Annotated in this window: 17 protein-coding genes; 10 read left to right on the forward strand and 7 right to left on the reverse strand. The window is 66.9% G+C overall.

The window, feature by feature from the left end; all coding sequences use genetic code 11:
• Positions 1-11: 11 nt before the first annotated feature.
• Entirely contained in the window at positions 12-1,223 is a 1,212-nt protein-coding gene (locus B5F73_RS04220) for a putative ABC transporter permease (protein WP_239379796.1), read from the reverse strand.
• A 381-nt stretch (positions 1,224-1,604) separates the two neighbouring features.
• On the opposite strand from B5F73_RS04220, the gene B5F73_RS04225 reads away from it, so the two are divergent.
• Positions 1,605-2,174, forward strand: coding sequence for a helix-turn-helix domain-containing protein (locus B5F73_RS04225; protein WP_087226896.1), 570 nt, complete (start codon positions 1,605-1,607; stop codon positions 2,172-2,174).
• A gap of 58 nt (positions 2,175-2,232) precedes the next feature.
• The gene (locus B5F73_RS04230; protein ID WP_087226897.1) at positions 2,233-3,438 is read left to right on the forward strand and encodes an MFS transporter; all 1,206 of its coding nucleotides are present in this window, start codon (positions 2,233-2,235) and stop codon (positions 3,436-3,438) included.
• 23 nt (positions 3,439-3,461) lie between these two features.
• Here B5F73_RS04230 and B5F73_RS04235 read toward each other — a convergent pair whose 3' ends face one another.
• Positions 3,462-4,514 (reverse strand): hypothetical protein, encoded by a 1,053-nt coding sequence (locus B5F73_RS04235; RefSeq protein ID WP_087226899.1) that lies wholly within the window; start codon positions 4,512-4,514, stop codon positions 3,462-3,464.
• A 148-nt stretch (positions 4,515-4,662) separates the two neighbouring features.
• Between B5F73_RS04235 and B5F73_RS04240 the strand changes: the two genes are divergently transcribed.
• The 5 genes from B5F73_RS04240 to B5F73_RS04260 are packed head-to-tail and all read left to right on the forward strand — an operon-like array spanning position 4,663 to position 9,192.
• Complete coding sequence (locus B5F73_RS04240) at positions 4,663-6,402, forward strand: ABC transporter ATP-binding protein/permease (RefSeq protein WP_087226901.1); 1,740 nt, start codon at positions 4,663-4,665, stop codon at positions 6,400-6,402.
• Entirely contained in the window at positions 6,399-8,039 is a 1,641-nt protein-coding gene (gene cydC, locus B5F73_RS04245; RefSeq protein ID WP_343224995.1) for a thiol reductant ABC exporter subunit CydC, read from the forward strand. Before B5F73_RS04240 ends, cydC begins: the two co-directional genes overlap by 4 nt.
• Positions 8,039-8,404 carry a nitrous oxide-stimulated promoter family protein gene (locus B5F73_RS04250; RefSeq protein ID WP_087226902.1) on the forward strand — a complete coding sequence of 122 codons (366 nt, stop codon included), beginning with the start codon at positions 8,039-8,041 and terminating at the stop codon, positions 8,402-8,404. Before cydC ends, B5F73_RS04250 begins: the two co-directional genes overlap by 1 nt.
• Positions 8,401-8,787: a YbaN family protein gene (locus tag B5F73_RS04255; RefSeq protein ID WP_087226904.1), complete on the forward strand. Its 387-nt coding sequence runs from the start codon at positions 8,401-8,403 to the stop codon at positions 8,785-8,787. The genes B5F73_RS04250 and B5F73_RS04255 overlap by 4 nt, the downstream gene beginning before the upstream one ends.
• Before the next feature lie 39 nt (positions 8,788-8,826).
• Entirely contained in the window at positions 8,827-9,192 is a 366-nt protein-coding gene (locus B5F73_RS04260) for a heavy-metal-associated domain-containing protein (protein WP_087226906.1), read from the forward strand.
• A gap of 163 nt (positions 9,193-9,355) precedes the next feature.
• On the opposite strand, the gene B5F73_RS04265 is transcribed toward B5F73_RS04260, so the two are convergent.
• The 3 genes from B5F73_RS04265 to B5F73_RS04275 are packed head-to-tail and all read right to left on the reverse strand — an operon-like array spanning position 9,356 to position 13,616.
• Positions 9,356-10,006, reverse strand: coding sequence for a DUF6796 family protein (locus B5F73_RS04265; protein ID WP_087226908.1), 651 nt, complete (start codon positions 10,004-10,006; stop codon positions 9,356-9,358).
• A gap of 40 nt (positions 10,007-10,046) precedes the next feature.
• Positions 10,047-11,780, reverse strand: coding sequence for an ABC transporter ATP-binding protein (locus tag B5F73_RS04270; RefSeq protein WP_087226910.1), 1,734 nt, complete (start codon positions 11,778-11,780; stop codon positions 10,047-10,049).
• Positions 11,781-13,616, reverse strand: coding sequence for an ABC transporter ATP-binding protein (locus B5F73_RS04275; RefSeq protein WP_204206261.1), 1,836 nt, complete (start codon positions 13,614-13,616; stop codon positions 11,781-11,783).
• A 134-nt stretch (positions 13,617-13,750) separates the two neighbouring features.
• Between B5F73_RS04275 and B5F73_RS04280 the strand changes: the two genes are divergently transcribed.
• From B5F73_RS04280 to B5F73_RS04290, 3 genes are all read left to right on the forward strand, one after another.
• Positions 13,751-14,737, forward strand: a complete 987-nt coding sequence (locus B5F73_RS04280) for an AraC family transcriptional regulator (RefSeq protein ID WP_239379797.1) — start codon at positions 13,751-13,753, stop codon at positions 14,735-14,737.
• A gap of 96 nt (positions 14,738-14,833) precedes the next feature.
• Positions 14,834-15,118, forward strand: coding sequence for a type II toxin-antitoxin system Phd/YefM family antitoxin (locus B5F73_RS04285; protein ID WP_158094760.1), 285 nt, complete (start codon positions 14,834-14,836; stop codon positions 15,116-15,118).
• Positions 15,102-15,470 carry a PIN domain-containing protein gene (locus tag B5F73_RS04290; RefSeq protein ID WP_087226917.1) on the forward strand — a complete coding sequence of 123 codons (369 nt, stop codon included), beginning with the start codon at positions 15,102-15,104 and terminating at the stop codon, positions 15,468-15,470. Before B5F73_RS04285 ends, B5F73_RS04290 begins: the two co-directional genes overlap by 17 nt.
• Before the next feature lie 31 nt (positions 15,471-15,501).
• Here the strand turns inward: B5F73_RS04290 and B5F73_RS04295 are convergent, their stop codons facing one another.
• Both B5F73_RS04295 and B5F73_RS04300 read right to left on the reverse strand, forming a co-directional pair.
• Positions 15,502-16,131, reverse strand: coding sequence for a helix-turn-helix transcriptional regulator (locus B5F73_RS04295; RefSeq protein WP_087226919.1), 630 nt, complete (start codon positions 16,129-16,131; stop codon positions 15,502-15,504).
• Positions 16,132-16,281: 150 nt separating this feature from the next.
• The gene (locus B5F73_RS04300) at positions 16,282-17,628 is read right to left on the reverse strand and encodes an ATP-binding protein (protein WP_087226921.1); all 1,347 of its coding nucleotides are present in this window, start codon (positions 17,626-17,628) and stop codon (positions 16,282-16,284) included.
• Positions 17,629-17,635 lie beyond the last annotated feature (7 nt).

Raw genomic sequence — 17,635 nt, forward strand, 5'->3', positions numbered from 1 at the left:
GCGCCCGCACCCTACGCGCGGGCGGAGTCCTCAGGCGTGATCGTCATGGACTGGAAGCGGTGCGCCATGTAGGCGTCGTCGTAGTGCTCGGCGTAGAACTCCTCGACCGGCGAGGTGGGCGGAAGGCCGCTCTCGCGCTGGTACCAGCACTCCAGCGACTGCAGCGTCATGACGCCGTTCACCAGCATCAGGATGGCGCAGAGGGTGGTGAACGAGTAGCGCGCCTGCCAGGGGATGAGGTTGATCAGCTTGAGCAGCCACGGCAGGCAGACCTTGATCCAGACAAAGCCCAGCGCACCCCACATGCACATGAAGAGCGTGGACGTGCGTCCCTGGAAGAGCACGGCGATCGGGTCGGGGAAGAGGCCAAAGATCGTGGAGCCGGAGTAGTCCCAGGCCACGGCGCCAAAGCCGACCTGCATGAACCAGGAGACCGCCGCCTCGAAGAGGCCGCCGATTACGGCGGATACCAGGAAGATGACCACGGGGTTCGCGCGGTAGAAGCGGTTGAGCGCCACGGTCATGAGCACGGCGCCAAAGCCGTAGATCGGCGAGAAGGGCCCATAGAGCATGCCGGCGCGGTCCTGGTAGACGCCCGGGTCCACGACGACCATGTGGTAGACGGTCTCAATCACGAGGCCCAGGACGCAGCAGACCACGAAGACCCAGAACAGGTTGAAAAAGTCCAGCTCGATGAAGCCGCGGTCGCCCTTGGCGCGGCCGAGCGTGCCGGCCTCGGCCTCCTCCTCGGTCTCCATGTCGCGCAGCTTGCGCTGGAGCTGGCGCTCCGAGATCAGCGTGGGGTCGACGGTCACGGAGATGACGAGGAGGACGGCGAGGCGCACCCCGTCGTAGATGAGGTTGTCGCCAAAGCCGTTGAGCATGATCTCCAGGATCAGGTTGACGACGCCCACGCCGAGCAGCGCGTAGGCGATCTGCGCCACGTGTCGGCGGCGGTTCTTGAGCACGAGCACGCCGAAGGCGACGTAGCCGACCGACGCCAGGAACATCGTGACGAGCTGGACGGCGACGAGCGTCATCGTGAGCGTAACGTCGTGACGCTCGCGGAAGAGGTCCGCGCCGTACTGGAGGAGCGGGATCGCGATGAGCGCGATCAGCGCGAGCACAGCAGCCGCTGTCACTAGGCAGTAGACGCCGTAGACCTTGAGAAGGACAGAGATCTTGCGGCTCTCTGCGGGCGCGGGTGCTTCGCGGTTGCTCATGGGGCTCCTTCGGGGTGGGTGCACTGGCTCCATCGTACCCGTGTATGCGGCCAAACATTCCTGATAGGGGGTAAGCGGTGCCCGCCCGTTTGGCGCACGGGCATTGCTCGCGGTCAATTTTGAGGAGAGCTGCCTTCAAAACCGACTTGTGAATAGATTTTGGGAGTGAAGGGATTCCGCGCGGTCTCTCGGCGCAAGAAGTCCCAGTTGAAATTCGTCAGGCGGGGCCTCCTTGTGGCAGGCCAAACGGAAAACTGTTCATAAGTCGGTCTAGAAGGCAGAAGTCTTTGCAAATGGCGCGCCCTCGCGAAGGAACGTCTCGATTGACATTACAGAATATGTAACGTACTATAGCGTGCAACGATAAGAGAAGGAGGTCCCATGGCCAAGAAGACGCTGGACATCACGACGCGCGAGCAGCTGGACGTCTACATGAACCCGCAGCGCCAGCGCCTGCTGCACGAAATGCAGGTCCTCGCGCGGCCGGTCACGTGCAAGCAGCTGGCCGACGCCATGGGCATCTCCGCCTCGTCGGTCACGCACCACATGAAGAAGCTCGAGTCGCTGGGCCTGGTGGAGCTCGACCACACCGAGGTCATCCGCGGCATAACCGCTCGCTACTGGCGGGCCGTGCCCACGGACGTGTCGCTGCGCGCCAACGAGGGCGGGGACCTCCAGGAGGAGAAGATGTTCCTCGTGGACTACCTCAACCAGCAGGTCTTTGCGGGGCTGCGCACCTACGCGGCGTCGGACGCGGTGGAGCGCGAGAAGGAGCTGGGCCTTGCCCACGGCGAGCTGCTCAGCGGCGTGATGTACCTCACGGAGGACGCGGCGCGGGAGTTCCAGGACGTGGTGCGCGCGTTTGTCGAGAAGTACGACCAGCCGCAGGAGGGCGCGGTGCCCTGGGAGTTCAGCGTGGCCTGCTACCCGCACAGGAGCTTCCCGGCGTAGGCGCCAAGTTATCCGAACAACCTAACTCGTAGAAGGCCCGACAGGGGAGGGGTTCGTCATGGAGAAGAACCGCGTTCTGCCCGTCTCTCACGCGCTCGTGTTCCTGCTGATCCACCTGGGGACGGGCCTCGCGGCGCCCGTGCTCTCGCTCATGCTGCTCGCCCGCGGCGCCACGCTGATGACGCTGCCGCTCGTGGTGGGCGTGACGACCGTGGTCACGTGTCTCTGCGAGGTGCCGAGCGGCATCGCCGCGGACGTGCTGGGGCGCCGGCGGGTCTTCGCGCTCTCGATGGCGCTGCAGGTGGCGACCTACGTGGTGCTGCTCGCGACCCCGAGCCTCGCCGTGGTGGCGGTCTCCGGCGTCCTGCGCGGCCTTGCACTCGCGGCACGCACGGGGACGCTCGAGGCGGTCGAGCTGGACCGCGTGGTGGCGGAGCACCCGGAAGCCGCGGAGCGCCTCGCAGCGCTCGACGCACTCAACGGGAGGCTCGTGCTGCTGGAGTCCGCGGGCATGGGGGCAGGTGCCATCGCCGGCGGCGTGCTGGCGACGCTCGACCCCAGCTACGTGCTGCTCATTGGCTGCATCATCGCGTCCGGGGCCGCTGCGCTGGCGGGCGGCCTGGCGCTCTTCCCGCCGGACGGACGCTCGGGCGTCCCGGTGTGCGAGCGGCTGCGTTCCACCCTCGCCGACATGCGCGCGACGCTCGCCCGGCCGGGCGACATCCGCCTGGTGCTCGCGGCCTCCGCCTCGGCCGGCGTGGTGATGGTCGCCGTGGAGACGTACTGGCAGCTCGCCTTCGAGAGCCTCGTGGGCGCGGGCGGCACGTGGCTGCTCGGCTTTGTCAACTGCGCGGGCATGGGCGCGGCGGCGCTCGGCAGCGCGGCGGCGATGCGCTGGGGGAGCGCGGCGTCCGGTACGCGCGGGCGACGCGGGCTCTACCTGGCGCTGCAGGCGGTGGCGATCGTCTGCCTGGCGCTCTTCTCGGCTGCGGCGAGCGTGCCCGTGTCCGTGGCCGTCTACGTGGCGCTCTACCTCGCCCTCGGCGCGCGCGGCGTAATCGAGCAGACCGTGCTCCACAACGCCGTTCCCTCGCGCGAGCGCTCCGGCATGGCGTCCGTGCAGTCGATCGCCCTGCGCGCCGGCGGCCTTGCGGGCTCGGCGGCGAGCGGGCCGGCCGTGGCGGCGCTCACGCTCGCCGGCGCGTGGCCGGTCCTCGCGGCGCTTGCGGTCGCGCTTGCCGCGCTCGGGATCCGTCGTCGTTAGGTTGTGCGGAGGTCGTCAGCTCGTCAGTCAGCCGGCTCGACGCGGATCCACAGGTACGCCTCGGAGTGCTCGTCCCACTCGTCCAGCGGGTCGGTGAAGAAGTAGCATGCCACCTCGGCGCCGTCGACGAGCGCCGCCTCGCCGACGTCGTAGTGGTCGAGGGAGATGCTCTCGTACGGCGAGCCCGCAAGAAAGGCCTCGCGGAACTCCGGGAACAGCTCGTGCGCGGTGACGAGCCCGGGGACGAGGGCGGGCACGTCCGCCGCGGCGAGGGCACCGTGCAGGAGCTCCAGGTCCCTCTCGGCCTGTGCGAGGCTCTCCACCTGGCTCAGGGAGGGATCGACGGCGAGGTGGTATCCGGTCTCGATGACCTGCCCGTCGTTGTTGACGTCGACGCGGATGCTGCTCCCGGTCTCCTCGCCCGCCTCGTCCACGACGTCGCCGGTCACGTAATAGCTGACCTTATCGTGCCCCTTGGTCGGGTCAATGCAGAACGGGTCCAGCCCGGCGTCCGCAAAGGAGGCCACGAGTGCGCGGGTGGTCTGGGCGGCGGCCTCCATCTCCTGCCGCATGATCTGTACGCGCCCCACGAAGTGCGGCACGTACATGGCGGCGAGAAGGACGAGCGCGGCGGCGAGCACGCGGCGGGGGAAGCGACGGTGGTCGGGCAGCGAGATGCCGAGCGGCTCGGCGATCTTCCAGGACGCTCGCAGGAAGCCGCTTCTGTCCTCCCGTGCGGTGAAGGGCGCCGGAGCCTTTTCGCGGGAGGGGTCCTCGAGGCGCGCCGCCTGTGCCTTGGCGGCGACGGAGCCCCATGTCTTCTTGTTCAGGTTGTAGTTCGTGGCAAGGATGACATAGCTGATCGCGATCGTAAACGCGATCACGATGGCGAGCATGGTGAAGAGCCCGACGAGATACAGCCCGGGGTCGTGGAAGACGAGGTCGTCGAGCATGCTGAGGAAGAGGAACTCGCCCATGACGATGAGGATGTAGGTGAGGCCGCGTCGCGCGAGCGGGCCCATGACGTAGTACCAGCGGACGAGCAGCCGCTCCCAGCCTGTGACGTCTGCGTTCATGGGGCCCTCCCTGCGCGTAGGTTGGACAGATTATATCTCGCGAAGCGCTGAGCCGAGGAGCCTGAAAGTTATTTGAGGTTAACAGTTGCCCCAAAATAGTTTACTCTCTCTAACAGATAGAGACGGACGTGAGGGGCGACGACTCGTGATGATCGACAAGCGGCTCATCGGCATCGTGCCGGGGAGCATGAGATACGTGGGCGCGAGCGTGGCCCTGCAGTGGGCGTCGCTCGTGGCCAACATGGGCATGGTGCTCGTCATCTGTCGGACGCTCTCCGCGCTCTGTACGGGCGTGGCGGGCGAGAAGGACCTCGTGCTTCTCGCCGTCTGCGTGGTCGTGGCGGCCGCCGTGCGCGGGCTTGCAGCCGTGGGCTCCGCGCGCATGGGGTTTCTCGCCAGCCTCGAGGTCAAGCGCACGCTGCGCCATCGCATCTACGAGAAGCTCCTGCGCCTGGGGCCGAGCTACCGCGAGGACGTGCGCACCTCCGAGGTCGTGCAGGTGGCCGTGGAGGGGTGCGACCAGCTCGAGACCTACTTCGGCGCGTACCTGCCGCAGTTCTTCTACGCCATGCTCGCGCCGCTCACGCTCTTTGTGGCCCTGGCCTTTGTGAGCGTGCCGGCGGCCGTGGTGCTGCTCGTGTGCGTGCCACTCATTCCCGTGGCCATCGCCGCGGTGCAGACCTGGGCAAAGAAGCTGCTCGGCCGCTACTGGGGCCAGTATACCGAGCTCGGCGACACGTTCCTGGAGAACCTCCAGGGCCTCACCACCCTCAAGGTCTATCAGGCTGACGAGTTCAAACAGGCCGAGATGAACGAGCAGGCCGAGAAGTTCCGGCGCATTACCATGCGCGTGCTCACGATGCAGCTCAACTCCATCACGATCATGGACCTCGTGGCATACGGCGGGGCTGCCGCTGGCGTGGCGGTGGCGCTCACGCAGATGACGGCGGGTGCCGTGGGCCTGGGCGGGTGCCTCGCCATCATCCTGCTGGCGGCGGACTACTTCATTCCCATGCGCCAGCTGGGGTCGTTCTTCCACGTGGCCATGAACGGCATGGCGGCGAGCGAGAAGATCTTCCGCCTGCTGGAGCTGCCGGAGCCTCCGGCGGGTGGGAAGAGCTTTCCTGCGCGGTGCGACGTGTGCGCTCGCGACCTGCGTTTCTCCTACGACGGCGAGCGCGAGGTGCTGGACGGCGTTGATCTGGACGTGCCGGCCGGCGGCTTCGTTGCCGTGGTGGGCGAGTCCGGCTGCGGAAAGTCCACGCTCGCGGCGCTCCTGCTGGGGCGGCTGCGCGGATACCGCGGCTCGCTCACGGTGGGCGGCGTGGAGGTTAGCGCGCTCGACACAGCCGACCTGCTCGCCCACGTGACGTACGTGGGTCACGAGAGCTACCTCTTCAAGGGTACGGTGCGCGAGAACCTGCTGGTCGCGGCCCCGGGTGCGAGCGACGATGCGCTCTGGGTCGCACTCGAGGCCACGCGCCTGGCGCCCTTCCTTCGCGGCGAGGACGGGTTGGACACGATGCTCGCGGAGCGCGGCTCCAACCTCTCCGGTGGTCAGCGCCAGCGTCTGGCAATCGCCCGCGCCCTCTTGCATGAGACGCCGGTCTACGTCTTTGACGAGGCCACCTCCAACGTGGACGCGGAGAGCGAGGACGTCATCATGGACGCCGTTCGCGGGCTGGCTGGCCGCGTGACGGTGATCCTCATCTCGCACCGTCTGGCAAACGTGGTGGGGGCCGACGAGATCTTCGTGCTCGACGGCGGATGCGTGGTGGAGCACGGGCGCCACGACGAGCTGGTCACTGCAGGCGGTCGCTACGCAACACTCTGGCGCGCCCAGCGCGAGCTCGAGGAATTCGGCACGACGAAGGGGGTGGTCGCATGAGGGTGATGCGGCGGCTCGTGGGGCTGGTGCGCCCGCTCATGGGATTCATGGTGCTTGCCATCCTCATGGGGCTTCTCGGTCACGTCTGCGCGGCGGCGATCACGGTGTCCGGCGGTTACGGCGTGCTCGCGGTGCTTGCGGACGGCGCGGCGGCCCCGCTCGCCGGCCTCATCGCGGCGATGGCGGTCTGCGCCGTGGCGCGCGGGCTTTTGCGCTACGGCGAGCAGGCGTGCAACCACTTCATCGCGTTCAAGCTGCTCGCGCTCGTCCGCGACCGCGTGTTCCGGGCGCTGCGCCGGCTTGCCCCGGCCAAGCTCGAGGGGCGCGACCGTGGCGACCTCATCTCGCTCATCACCTCGGACATCGAGCTTCTCGAGGTCTTCTATGCGCACACCATCTCGCCGACGGCGATTGCGCTGCTCTTCTGCGCGGGTGCCTGCGCCTTCATCGGGAGCTTCCACCCCGCGCTCGCCGTTGTGGCCGCAGCGTCGTATCTCGCCGTGGGCGTGGCGTGCCCGCTGGTCGCGGCGCGCCTGGCCGGGGACGCCGGCGCGCGCTTCCGCGCCGGTGCGGGCGAGCTCTCGAGCTTCGTACTGGAGAGCCTGCGCGGCCTGGACGAGATCCTGCAGTACGGTGCGGGTGCGGAGCGCCTGTCCCAGATGGACGAGCGGTCCCGCGCGCTCGCCGCGGACGAGGAGTGCATGAAGCGCGCCACCGGTCGTGCGACGGCGCTCACCAACACGGTCATTCTTACCTGCGACCTGGTCATGCTTCTCGTGGTGGCGGCGCTTCACCGCGCCGGTGCCGTGGGCTTTGACGGGGTGCTCATCCCCGTGCTCGCGCTCATGAGCTCGTTCGGCCCGGTGGTGGCGCTCGCGAACCTGGGCTCCACGCTGCAGCCCACCCTCGCGGCGGGGGAGCGCGTGCTCGCCATCCTGGATGAGGAGCCGGTGACGCCGGAGGTCGCGGGTCAGGAGCACGTGGACTTTGACGGCGCCGCAGCCAGCCGCGTGAGCTTCTCCTACGGAGACGAGCGCGTGCTCACGGACGTCTCGCTCGAGGCTCCCGCCGGCAGAATCGTGGGCATCACCGGGCGCTCCGGCTCCGGCAAGTCCACCCTGCTGCGCCTCTTCATGCGGTTCTGGGACACGGGCGAGGGGAGCGTCTCCGTCTCCGGGCGCGACGTGCGGCGCGTGGACACGGCCAACCTGCGCGAGCTGGAGTCCCTCGTCACGCAGGAGACCCACCTCTTCCACGACAGCATCCGCAACAACCTGCGCATCGCGCGGCTCGACGCCACGGATGAAGAGATCGAGGCGGCATGCCGCAAGGCCTCGGTCCACGACTTTGTGATGGGCCTGCCCCAGGGCTACGACACGCCGGTCGGAGAGCTCGGCGACACCCTCTCCGGCGGCGAGCGCCAGCGCCTAGGGCTTGCGCGCGCCTTCCTGCATGACGCCCCGTTCATGCTGCTCGACGAGCCCACGAGCAACCTCGACAGCCTGAACGAGGCCGTCATCCTGCGCTCCATTGCCGAGGAGCGCGCCGGGCGGACGGTTCTTCTCGTCTCCCATAGGCCGTCCACGATGCGCATCGCCGACACCGTGGTCAGCGTTGAGAACGGGAGGGTCAGCTGATGGCGCGCACGCCCGACACCGCGCGCGTGGCGGCCAAGCGTGAGCGCGAGAAGCGCATGGTCTCCGAGATGATCGCGCTCTACTGCCGCAAGCGTCACGGCACGCGCGGCGGCGAGCTTTGCCCGGAGTGCGCCGAGCTCGCGGAGTACGCGCGGCAGCGCAGCGACCGCTGTCCCTTCATGGAGACCAAGACCTTCTGCTCCAACTGCCGCGTGCACTGCTACAAGCCTGAGATGCGCGAGAAGATCCGCGAGGTCATGCGCTTCTCGGGCCCGCGCATGATCTTCCATCACCCCGTGGCGGCGATTCGTCACGTTATCGAAACCAAGGCCGAGAAGAGGCGACTGTCCAGGGAGGACGCATGAAAGTGAAGAAGGTGCTGCTCGTTGCGCTAGGCTGCGTGGGACTTGCTCTGGGGGCTGTGGGAGCTGTGGTCCCGCTGCTGCCGGCGTTTCCGTTTCTGATGCTCGCGGCGTTCTGCTTTGCCAAGAGCTCCGAGCGGCTGCACGTGTGGTTCACGGGCACCAAGCTCTACAAGAAGAACCTCGAGAGCTACGTGAGCGGCCAGGGCATGGACTGGGCAACCAAGATCCGCGTGATGGTCACGGTGACCGTGCTCATGTCCATCGGCTTTGTCATGATGCGCGCGGTGCGCGTGGGCCAGATCGTCCTCGCGTGCGTGTGGGTGTTCCACATCCTGTACTTCTGCTTCGGCGTAAAGACCTGTCGCGTGCCGGCTGAGGTGTGAGCGACGGCGAGAAGAACGCGAGCTCGTAGGGAGGTTGCCATGATTAACGTCATTATCGTCCTGGCCGTGGTGGCGGTCGTCCTTCTCGCCGCCCGTCGCTACCTGCGGACGCTGCGCCGGGGCGGCTGCGGGTGCGGGTGCTCCGGCGGGGGAGAGTCCCACGTCGCGCGCCCGCAGGTCGCCGACACCAACGAGGCGCACTACCCCTACGCGGCAGACCTCACCGTCGAGGGGATGCACTGCGAGCACTGCCTCGCCGCCGTGGAGACCGCGCTCGACGGCATCGGCGGCGTGTGGGCGCGCGCGACCCTGCCCGACCGCGTGCGCGTGCTCTCCAAGGACCCGATCGATCGCGCCGCGCTCGCCGCCGCGGTGGAGTCTGCCGGCTACCGCGTGGTGGGTTAGGCATCGCCGACATCTGATCGTGTTATTTGCGAACGAGTTTTCGAGGGCTTGTTTCTATTGCTAAGGCATATTGAGTGTGCACCAATCGAGATCAATGACTCTTCAAAGCGCGGCTTTCTCGATTGGTGCACACTCGATGTCACGGATGTTGGAGGACGTGGCTTTAGGCCATTGCAAGCGCCTCGGAGTGCAGGCAGACGAGCATCGCGGCGAACATGATCGTGAAGACGAGGTTGCTCCACCCGCCAAAGAGGGCGCAGCGCGCCGGCTGCGGCACGCGCATCCACACGAGGCCGAGAAACGACGTGACCAGCGGCGTGAGGACGACAAACCATGTGGGAAAGACCGTCTGTCCCAACACTATGGCAACGCCGAGAACAACAAAGCCCAGGTACATGGGCACGGTGGCAAACCGCATGACAAACATGATGTTGTCCGCGACCTCGTCGTACAGTTCTTCTCGCTCTGCCTTGGCGATGACGGAGAGATAGACGTACTGGGCGTGGTAGGCGCCGCCGCAGATGAGGGCAAGGGCGAGCAGTGCCGCGGCAAGCCAGACGAGCCAGTCCATCTCGCCGCGCGCCGTGAGCGTAAGCCCCGCAAATCCGGGCACATAGAAGAACGCGGCGACCGGACCGAGCGCGCCCCCAACCCGTACGCGGCCGGAGGGCACGTCGCGCATGATGCGCATGTACGGCCTGAGCGTGCCGTCCATGTCGTAGGCGCCGGACGTGAAGTAGAGCAGCATGTCCCCGGCAAACATGAGAATCGAGCCCAGGAGCCCCAGGGCGAGAAGAACGAGTGTCAACGGCATGACGCCTCCCATCCAACGTGACAAAGGGACTGTCCCTTTGTCACATAGTCCAATCGGCGCTTTGGGTCTGCAGGTGGACCATGCGGGCGAAGAGGCCGCCCGCGGCGAGAAGCTCTTCCGGAGAGCCTTGCTCGGCCACGCGGCCGTCCTCGAGCACCACGATCTTGTCCGCACTCATCACGGTGCGCATGCGGTGGGCGATCACGATGACGGTCTTGCCGGCGAGCAGGCGCGAGAGCGCCTCCTGGACCTGCGTCTCGTTCTCCACGTCGAGCGACGCCGTGGCCTCGTCCAGGAGCACGACCGGCGCGTCCTTGAGCAGGGCGCGGGCGATGGAGATCCGCTGGCGCTCGCCGCCGGAGAGCCGCGCGCCGTTCTCGCCGATCATCGTGTCGTAGCCCTGCGGCAGGCGGCTCACGAACTCGTCGCAGTTGGCCGCGCGCGCCGCCGCGAGCACCTCCTCGTCGGTGGCGCCGCGCCGACCCAGGCGGATGTTGCCCATCACCGTGTCGTCAAAGAGCAGCACGTCCTGGAAGACCACGGAGAAGTCGCCGAGAAGGACCTCGGGGTCCACGGCTGCCACGTCCACGCCGCCCACGGTGACGTGCCCCGCGTCGGCGTCCCACAGGCGCGCGGCCAGCCTCGCGCATGTTGACTTGCCGGAGCCGGACGGCCCCACGAGCGCCGTGACCTCGCCCTCGCGTGCCGTGAACGTCACGCCGTCCAGGACCTTCTCGCCGCGATCGTAGGAGAAGGACACGTCCTCGAAGGCGACGTCATGCCCCACGGGCTCGTACTTCTCGCCGCCCTGCGCGAGCGGCTCCTCGTAGAAGCCCTTCATGCGCGCCGCAGCGGTCTTGGCCGAGAAGAGCTCGGCGATGAGCATGAGGCACTGGTCGAAGGGCGCGTAGATGCGGCTCACCACCACGAGGAAGGCGAAGAGCGTCATGAACGTGCAGGAGCCCTCCAGGATGAGCGCCGCGCCCACGAGCACCGTGGTGGCAAGGCCCAGGCGCAGCACGATCTGGGCGCCGTTGACGGCGATGCCGCAGGCGATCTCCGAGCGGGCGGCCTGGCGCTCCGCGGCGTCGACGTCCGCATGAATGTGCTCGAGGTAGCGCTCCTCCTGGTTGGTCGCGCGCACCTCGCGCACGCACTCGAGCGCCTCCTGGATGTCCTCCGAGGTGGCAAGGCCGCGCATGCGCGTGGCCTCCATCATGGGCTGGAGGGCGCGGCGCGCGCCGAAGAGAATCGCGAGCCCCACCGGGCAGCTCCAGAGCGACGCGAGCGCGAGCCGCCAGTCAAAGGAGAACAGGCAGACGGCCGCCACGGCGAGCGTGATGTAGGCGCCATAGAGCTCGGGCAGCACGTGGCTGTAGGCGTGCTCGGTGGTCTTGACGTCGGTCATGAGGGTCTCGGTGAGGTCGGCGAGGTCGCGGCGGCCGAAGAAGCCCAGGGGCAGCTTGCGCAGGCGCTCGGCGAGGCCGATGCGCTGACGACCGCTCTCCTTGTAGATGACGCCGTACTGGTAGTAGTAGGCCCAGTACTCCGCCACGAAGAGCGCGACCGCAAAGGCGGCGAGGCCCGCTGCGTACGGGAGGAGGTCCGGCAGCGGCGCGCCCTCGGTGAGGTGCGCCACGAGCTCGCCCATGAGCAGGTAGAGGGCACCCACGCCGCCAAAGACCACGAGGTTCGAGGCGGCCGTCCACACGGCGCCGAGCTTGACGTTGCGCATGCCCTCGTCGGTGAGGGCGTACTTCTCTTGGATGCTCATCTACTCCACCTCCGTGGCGCTCGTGATGCGCCAGCTCACGGACTTCTCGTAGTCGGCCCACATGCGGGCGTAGAGGCCGCCCGCCGCCAGCAGCTCGTCGTGCGTGCCCTGCTCGGCCACGCGTCCGGCGTCGAGCACCACGATCTTGTCGGCGTTTCGCACCGTGGAGAGGCGGTGCGCGATCATGAGGACGGTGCGCGCCGAGCCGTCGCGCCCGCGGGCGAGACGCTTGAAGGCCGCCTGGATCTTGACCTCGTTCTCGGGGTCGGCAAAGGCCGTCGCCTCGTCGAGCACCACCACCGGAGCATCCTTCAGAATCGCGCGGGCGATCATGAGGCGCTGCACCTCGCCGCCGGAGAGGTGGGTGCCGCCCGTCCCCACGAGCGTGTCGGCGCCTTGGGGCAGCTTCTCCAGGATGTCCGCGCACTGGGCGGCCTCAAGCGCGGCGAGCGCCTCCTCGCGGGTGGCCTCGGGGCGCGCGGCGCGCACGTTCTCCAGGATCGTCTGGCGGAAGGGGCGGTTGGCCTGGAAGACAAAGGCCACGCGGTCCATGAGGTCGTGCGGGTCCATCTCGCGCACGTCCACGCCGCCGAGCGTCACGCGTCCGGCGTCCACGTCCCAGAAGCGAGGTACGAGGCTCGCCGCCGTGGTCTTACCGCCGCCGGAGGGGCCCACGAGCGCCACCGTCGCGCCGGCCGGCACCTCAAAGCTCACGTGGTCGAGCGCCGGAGCGTCCGCGCCCTCGTAGGTAAAGCTCACGTCCTCGAAGCAGATGGCGTTGCCCGCGGGCGTGCGAGGTGCGGCGGGGGCGGAGATCACGGGCGCAGCCAGCACCTCCTCGACGCGCGAGACCGCGTCCGCAGCAGACTGGAACGCCTCGGACATGAACATCACGCGGGTCATGGCGGTGGGGATCACCGCCGAGAAGATCGCGTAGAACGCGAAGTTGGCCAGAAAGCGCGCGAAGTCCCCCTCTCCGGGCGCGACGAGGATCGCCGCCGGCACGAGGAAGATCGCGACGCCGTTGATGATGGTGAGCGAGAGCGACTGCGGCGTCTGGCACCACTTGACGGCGTAGTCCTGCGCGAGCCGTGTGAACTCCTCGATGGCGTCATGGAACGCGCGGAAGCTGTAGACCGTCTGCTGGAACACCTTGACCACAGGGATGCCACGCACGTACTCGGTGCCGGTCTTGTTCATCTTGACGAGCGACTCCATGTAGCGCGTCATGAAGTCCATGCCGCGCCCGCCCATCATCTTTATCAGGCAGAGAATGGAGATGACGACCGCCGCGAGGCACGCGAGACCGAGTCGCCAGTCAAAGACGAAGAACAGCACCAGCATGCCGACGATCATGGCAATGCTGCCTGCGGTGTCAGGGAGCTTATGTGCGAGAAGCCCCTCGGTCTCGGCGGCACAGCCGTCCACGACGCGGCGCAGTGCGCCGCTCGCGTGCGTGTCGAAGTAGCCGAGGCTCGCGTGCATGAGGTGGTCCGTGGTGCGCTTGCGCATGTTGGACGCACAACGGAAGGCCGCGAGGTGCGTGCACATGAGGCCGGCGAAGTAGATGAGGATGCTCGCGGCCGCAAGGCCGAACGCCCACCAGCCGTACGCGGCGATTCCGGTGGCCGCGCCCCAGTCGGGGGCCACGGCGATGAGGTCGCGCGCCACGAGCCAGATGCAGACGTACGGGCCAAAACTCACGAGCATAGAGACGGCCGAGAGCGTGCAGCCCAGGTACGTGAGCGCCTTGCGCGGACCGGCGAAGGCGAGCAGACGGCTCACGGCGCCCTTGCCGCGGGCGTCGCTCGCCCTGGTTGCTTGAGAGTCAGACATCGAAGCCTCCTTGCCCTCGTGTCTTGATTGGCATTCCGCCGCACCGTATCATGGGAGTCGTTACTTGTTAGCTACGGTTAACTAACCTTGGACGATTCCTCAAGGGAGATGGACGAACCCTCAAGATGACGGGCATGGGAGACATTCCCCGCGAGCTCGTTGCGCTCTTCGAGCCGCAGGTCGAGCAGCTTGGCGTGCGCCTCGAGCGTCGGGGCGGCATCTGGGTGGGCGAGACGCGCGGCTCCGTGGCGACAGGCTCGATGTGGCTTTGCGCACCGGTTTCGCACTGCCTCGTGCTCTGCCACGACGTCACTCCGCTTGAGGACATGCCGCTCTTCGAGGGGTCGCTCGGGCCGTATGCCTGCGCCTGCACGATGGGGGACGATGCGGTTTCGTGCTCGCGGGACTGCGGACTTCCGATCAGGTTCGTCGGCGCCGGGGGCGGCACGCGCCGTCCGCATGACGAAGTGGCCACGTTCGTCGAGCGCGGCCCCCGCTCGCTCTCAAGTCGCCTGCTCGCCGGCCACGTCTACCGCTCTCGCTCAGTCATCTGTCTGCCCGACTTCTTCGACGAGCTGGACCGTAGCTATCCGGGGGAGTTCAGCGGGCTCTTCTCGGCGTTTGACGGCTCCTGGGGTCCCAAGGCCAAGGGGGCGATTCGTCATGCGCTCGGCAACATACCCGCGAGTCCTCCGCTCGGCCCCGGTGGGTCGCTCGGGATTCTCTCGACCGTCACCTCTCTCATGGCGTCTCTGGTGGCAGACGGGAAAGGCGCCGGTCAAGACGAGGGCGCGCTGGTGAGTCACGCGAGGAGGCTCCTGTCGGCTGCCGTCGAGGAGGGCGGCGCGCCACCTTCCGTCGACGCGCTCGCAGGCAGGCTCTACGTGAGCCGGTCGCGGCTCTGTGACGCGTTCAGGCGCGAGACGGGGCAGAGCGTGGGCGCATATGCGCGCCAGCTGAGGATGGAGCACGCGTGCCGCCTCCTCGAGGACGGGGGTCGTACCGTCTCCGAGATTGCCGTCCTTCTCGGCTATCCAAGCCCCTCGGCCTTCTGCCACGCCTTCTCCGACTTCACGGGCATGTCCCCTCGTGCGTGGAGAGGGCGTGTAGCAGCTTGTTGAGCGCTATGGCATGCCTGCCCGGTCAGAAAACTCCTGTGTTGTTTGGTTATGACCAATATGTTGGTTATACTTGTCGCAACGAAGGAGGCGAGCCCGATGACAACGTTGACCATCGACCTTGAAGGCGCCGCGCGCATGGGCATTGCGGAGGCAAAGGCCCATCTCAGTAGCATCGTCGAGCGTGCCGAGAAGAACGGCGAGGCCGCGATTCTCGAACGCTATGGGCGGCCGGCGGCGCTTGTTGTGCCCCTGCCGCGTGCGACAGGGGCACAACACCGTGCACGAGGCATTCTGGCCGAATATGCCGATGAGTCCGCTCTCTGCCTCGAAGAGGGCGCCTTCGCTCGGGCAATGGAGGCAAAGCATGGAATCCCTGCTTGATGCCAACGCGGCGCTTCGCTACCTATTGGAGGACAATCAGGAGCAGGCCGAGGCGGTTGCTGAGGCTATTGCGCGGGGCGCTGAGGTCACCGTCGAGGTTCTCGCGGAGTGCGTCTATGTGCTCGCGGGCGTCTATCACGTACCGAGGTCGCGCATCGCGGAGAGCCTCGGAATCCTGCTTGACGAGGTCACGTGTCGGCGCAGGAACGTTGCGGCGGCTGCGCTCGGGCTCTACAGTGGCAGCTCGTTCGACTTCGTCGACTGCGTACTTGCCGCGGAGCGTCAGGAGCTCGGCCGCGACGTCATGACGTTCGATAAAAAGCTCATTGGCCTTCTTGGCAAAGTCGAGTGATTCAAAAGAGGACAGACCCCTTTTGAATCACTTACCCGAGCAGCGTCTCCATGAGCCATGCGACCCCGTAGCCGATGAAGAAGCTCACTGCCATCCCAAAGAGCGCCCAGCCTACGATGCGGATGACCTTCATCCAGCGGGGGATGAGACGCTCGCGGCGGCCGCGCTCGGTGTCGCGGTCCACGGGCTCACCGTTCCAGAAGGCGAGAACCTCCTGGTAGGTGACGAGGTCGTGCTCACGCTTGATGCGGTCGACCCACACCGAGGCAAACATCGCGATTCCCCAGAGCACGACCGCCAGCGCCGCGGTCGGCAGCGTCTGCACGATTGAGAGGTCCCACACGGTCATCTGTGCCACCCACCAGATCATGGCAAGCACCATCAGGGCGATGAAGCCCGTCATCGCGTAGCTCAGCCGCTTAAGCAGTTGCACGTCCTTCTCAATCGTTTCTTTCATGGCGTCTACGTCTCCTCTCACAAGCTCGTCGATGGTCGTGCCAAAGACCTGCGAGAGGAGCAGCAGGCTCTGGACGTCGGGGTAGGTCTTGTCGTTCTCCCAGCTTGAGATCGTCTGACGGCTTACGTAGATGCGCCCCGCCAGCTCGTCCTGCGAGATGCCGAGCTCCGCGCGCCGCGCCTTGATGTGACTTCCCAGCTCCATGCTGCCTCCTTCCTGCGTCTTGGCTCGACCCTTGTCGAGAGGAACGTGCCACTGCGGGGGAGAGCGTACCATCAAAGGTGGGCGACACCGGGCCCCGGGCGGCCACCTGCGGCTGTCAAAAGGTCTTGACGGTGTCGTTGAACTGGGAGTTTACAATTGCTCATCAAGAATGCCCGGAAAGGCATTGGCGGCGTAGAGCGGTACGTTTACCAGCCAGTCCTGCTCCTTCAGCCCGCGGAGCGAGAAGCGCACGGCACGCTCGAGCCCATAGTCGCGTACGAACGCGGCGAGACTTCCCCCGGCGATGTTCTCGTCTGCCTTGGCCTCAATGGGGATGGGGCGTCCCGCAACCTCGAGCAGGAAGTCGACCTCGCCCTTTTTCTGCTTGCCGTCTGCCGACCAGTAATACGGCACCAGGCCGCCCGCCACGAGCTGCTGGCACACGAACTGCTCGGCATAGACTCCCTTGTACTCGGTAAAGAGACGGTCCCCCTCCACGAGCACGCGTGGCTCAAGTCCTGTTGCCGCGCCCAAGAGCCCGACGTCGAGCAGGTAGAGCTTGAAGTACGTCTCGTCGGAGTACCCTTTGAGCGGGAGTCCAGGCTTGGTCACGCGAGGGACCTTTGTGACCAGGCCCGCATCGACAAGCCATGCGACGGCATCCCGATAGTCGCGTCCGCGCCCGCCCTCCCGGACGGAGGCGTAGCTGAACCGTCGAAGGTCGCTCTCCCGCGCAAGCTGGATGGGCACCGACCTCCACGTCTGGCGGATTCGCTCTACTTCCGCAGAGCTTTCAACGTGCTTGGAGAAGTCGTGCTCGTAGTCCGCGAGCAGCGCCCGCTGCACCGCCCGCGCCGCCGCAAAGTCCCCGGTCTCACTGTAGCGCTTCGCTGCCTCGGGCATGCCTCCCACGTAGTAATAGGCGCGCAGGAGATCGGTCAGGCGCTCGGAGAAGACGCTGATGAGATCGGCGTCGCCCTGGGAGAGCGCATCCGCAAGCGCCGGGTTGCCAACCTCGCGCACGAACTCGTCAAACGAGAGAGGGTGCAGGTCAAGATAGTCGACCTTCCCAACGGGCCATGACGTGCCGGTGCCGTCCCTCCCGCGTTTACGGCTGAGGGCCACGCCAAGAAGGGATCCCGCCGCGACCACGGGCACGTCGGGGCGCTGCTCGCAGAACATCTTGAGGGCGGTGATGGCGCGCGGGCACTCCTGGATCTCATCGAGGAATACCAGCGTCCTGCCGTCGCGGGGATTCGTCCCCGTTGCCGCGCCAATGATAGTGAGCAGGCGCTCCGAATCAAGGCTTCCCTCGAAGGCCCGCTTCATGTCCTCGTTGTCCAGGAACACGACATGGGCCACGGAATCGTAGCGGTCTTCTCCGAACGCGAGGACAAGCCACGTCTTTCCCACCTGACGGGCACCGTTGACGATGAGCGGCTTGCGACTGGGGCTGTCGCTCCACGAGAGGAGTTTTGCCATGGCGTTGCGATACATTCCCGAC

The sequence above is a fragment of the Olsenella sp. An270 genome (genome assembly GCF_002159735.1).
In the GTDB taxonomy this organism is placed as follows: Bacteria; Actinomycetota; Coriobacteriia; order Coriobacteriales; family Atopobiaceae; genus Thermophilibacter.

Bases quoted from the DNA above. Each gene is read 5' to 3' on its own strand.
- B5F73_RS04275 (WP_204206261.1), bottom strand. From the start codon at position 13,616: ATGTCTGACTCTCAAGCAACCAGGGCGAGCGACGCCCGCGGCAAGGGC.
- B5F73_RS04225 (WP_087226896.1), top strand. From the start codon at position 1,605: ATGGCCAAGAAGACGCTGGACATCACGACGCGCGAGCAGCTGGACGTC.
- cydC (WP_343224995.1), top strand. From the start codon at position 6,399: ATGAGGGTGATGCGGCGGCTCGTGGGGCTGGTGCGCCCGCTCATGGGA.
- B5F73_RS04260 (WP_087226906.1), top strand. From the start codon at position 8,827: ATGATTAACGTCATTATCGTCCTGGCCGTGGTGGCGGTCGTCCTTCTC.
- B5F73_RS04280 (WP_239379797.1), top strand. From the start codon at position 13,751: ATGGGAGACATTCCCCGCGAGCTCGTTGCGCTCTTCGAGCCGCAGGTC.
- B5F73_RS04290 (WP_087226917.1), top strand. From the start codon at position 15,102: ATGGAATCCCTGCTTGATGCCAACGCGGCGCTTCGCTACCTATTGGAG.
- B5F73_RS04255 (WP_087226904.1), top strand. From the start codon at position 8,401: ATGAAAGTGAAGAAGGTGCTGCTCGTTGCGCTAGGCTGCGTGGGACTT.
- B5F73_RS04240 (WP_087226901.1), top strand. From the start codon at position 4,663: ATGATCGACAAGCGGCTCATCGGCATCGTGCCGGGGAGCATGAGATAC.
- B5F73_RS04230 (WP_087226897.1), top strand. From the start codon at position 2,233: ATGGAGAAGAACCGCGTTCTGCCCGTCTCTCACGCGCTCGTGTTCCTG.
- B5F73_RS04270 (WP_087226910.1), bottom strand. From the start codon at position 11,780: ATGAGCATCCAAGAGAAGTACGCCCTCACCGACGAGGGCATGCGCAAC.
- B5F73_RS04285 (WP_158094760.1), top strand. From the start codon at position 14,834: ATGACAACGTTGACCATCGACCTTGAAGGCGCCGCGCGCATGGGCATT.
- B5F73_RS04235 (WP_087226899.1), bottom strand. From the start codon at position 4,514: ATGAACGCAGACGTCACAGGCTGGGAGCGGCTGCTCGTCCGCTGGTAC.
- B5F73_RS04265 (WP_087226908.1), bottom strand. From the start codon at position 10,006: ATGCCGTTGACACTCGTTCTTCTCGCCCTGGGGCTCCTGGGCTCGATT.
- B5F73_RS04250 (WP_087226902.1), top strand. From the start codon at position 8,039: ATGGCGCGCACGCCCGACACCGCGCGCGTGGCGGCCAAGCGTGAGCGC.
- B5F73_RS04220 (WP_239379796.1), bottom strand. From the start codon at position 1,223: ATGAGCAACCGCGAAGCACCCGCGCCCGCAGAGAGCCGCAAGATCTCT.
- B5F73_RS04295 (WP_087226919.1), bottom strand. From the start codon at position 16,131: ATGGAGCTGGGAAGTCACATCAAGGCGCGGCGCGCGGAGCTCGGCATC.
- B5F73_RS04300 (WP_087226921.1), bottom strand. From the start codon at position 17,628: ATGTATCGCAACGCCATGGCAAAACTCCTCTCGTGGAGCGACAGCCCC.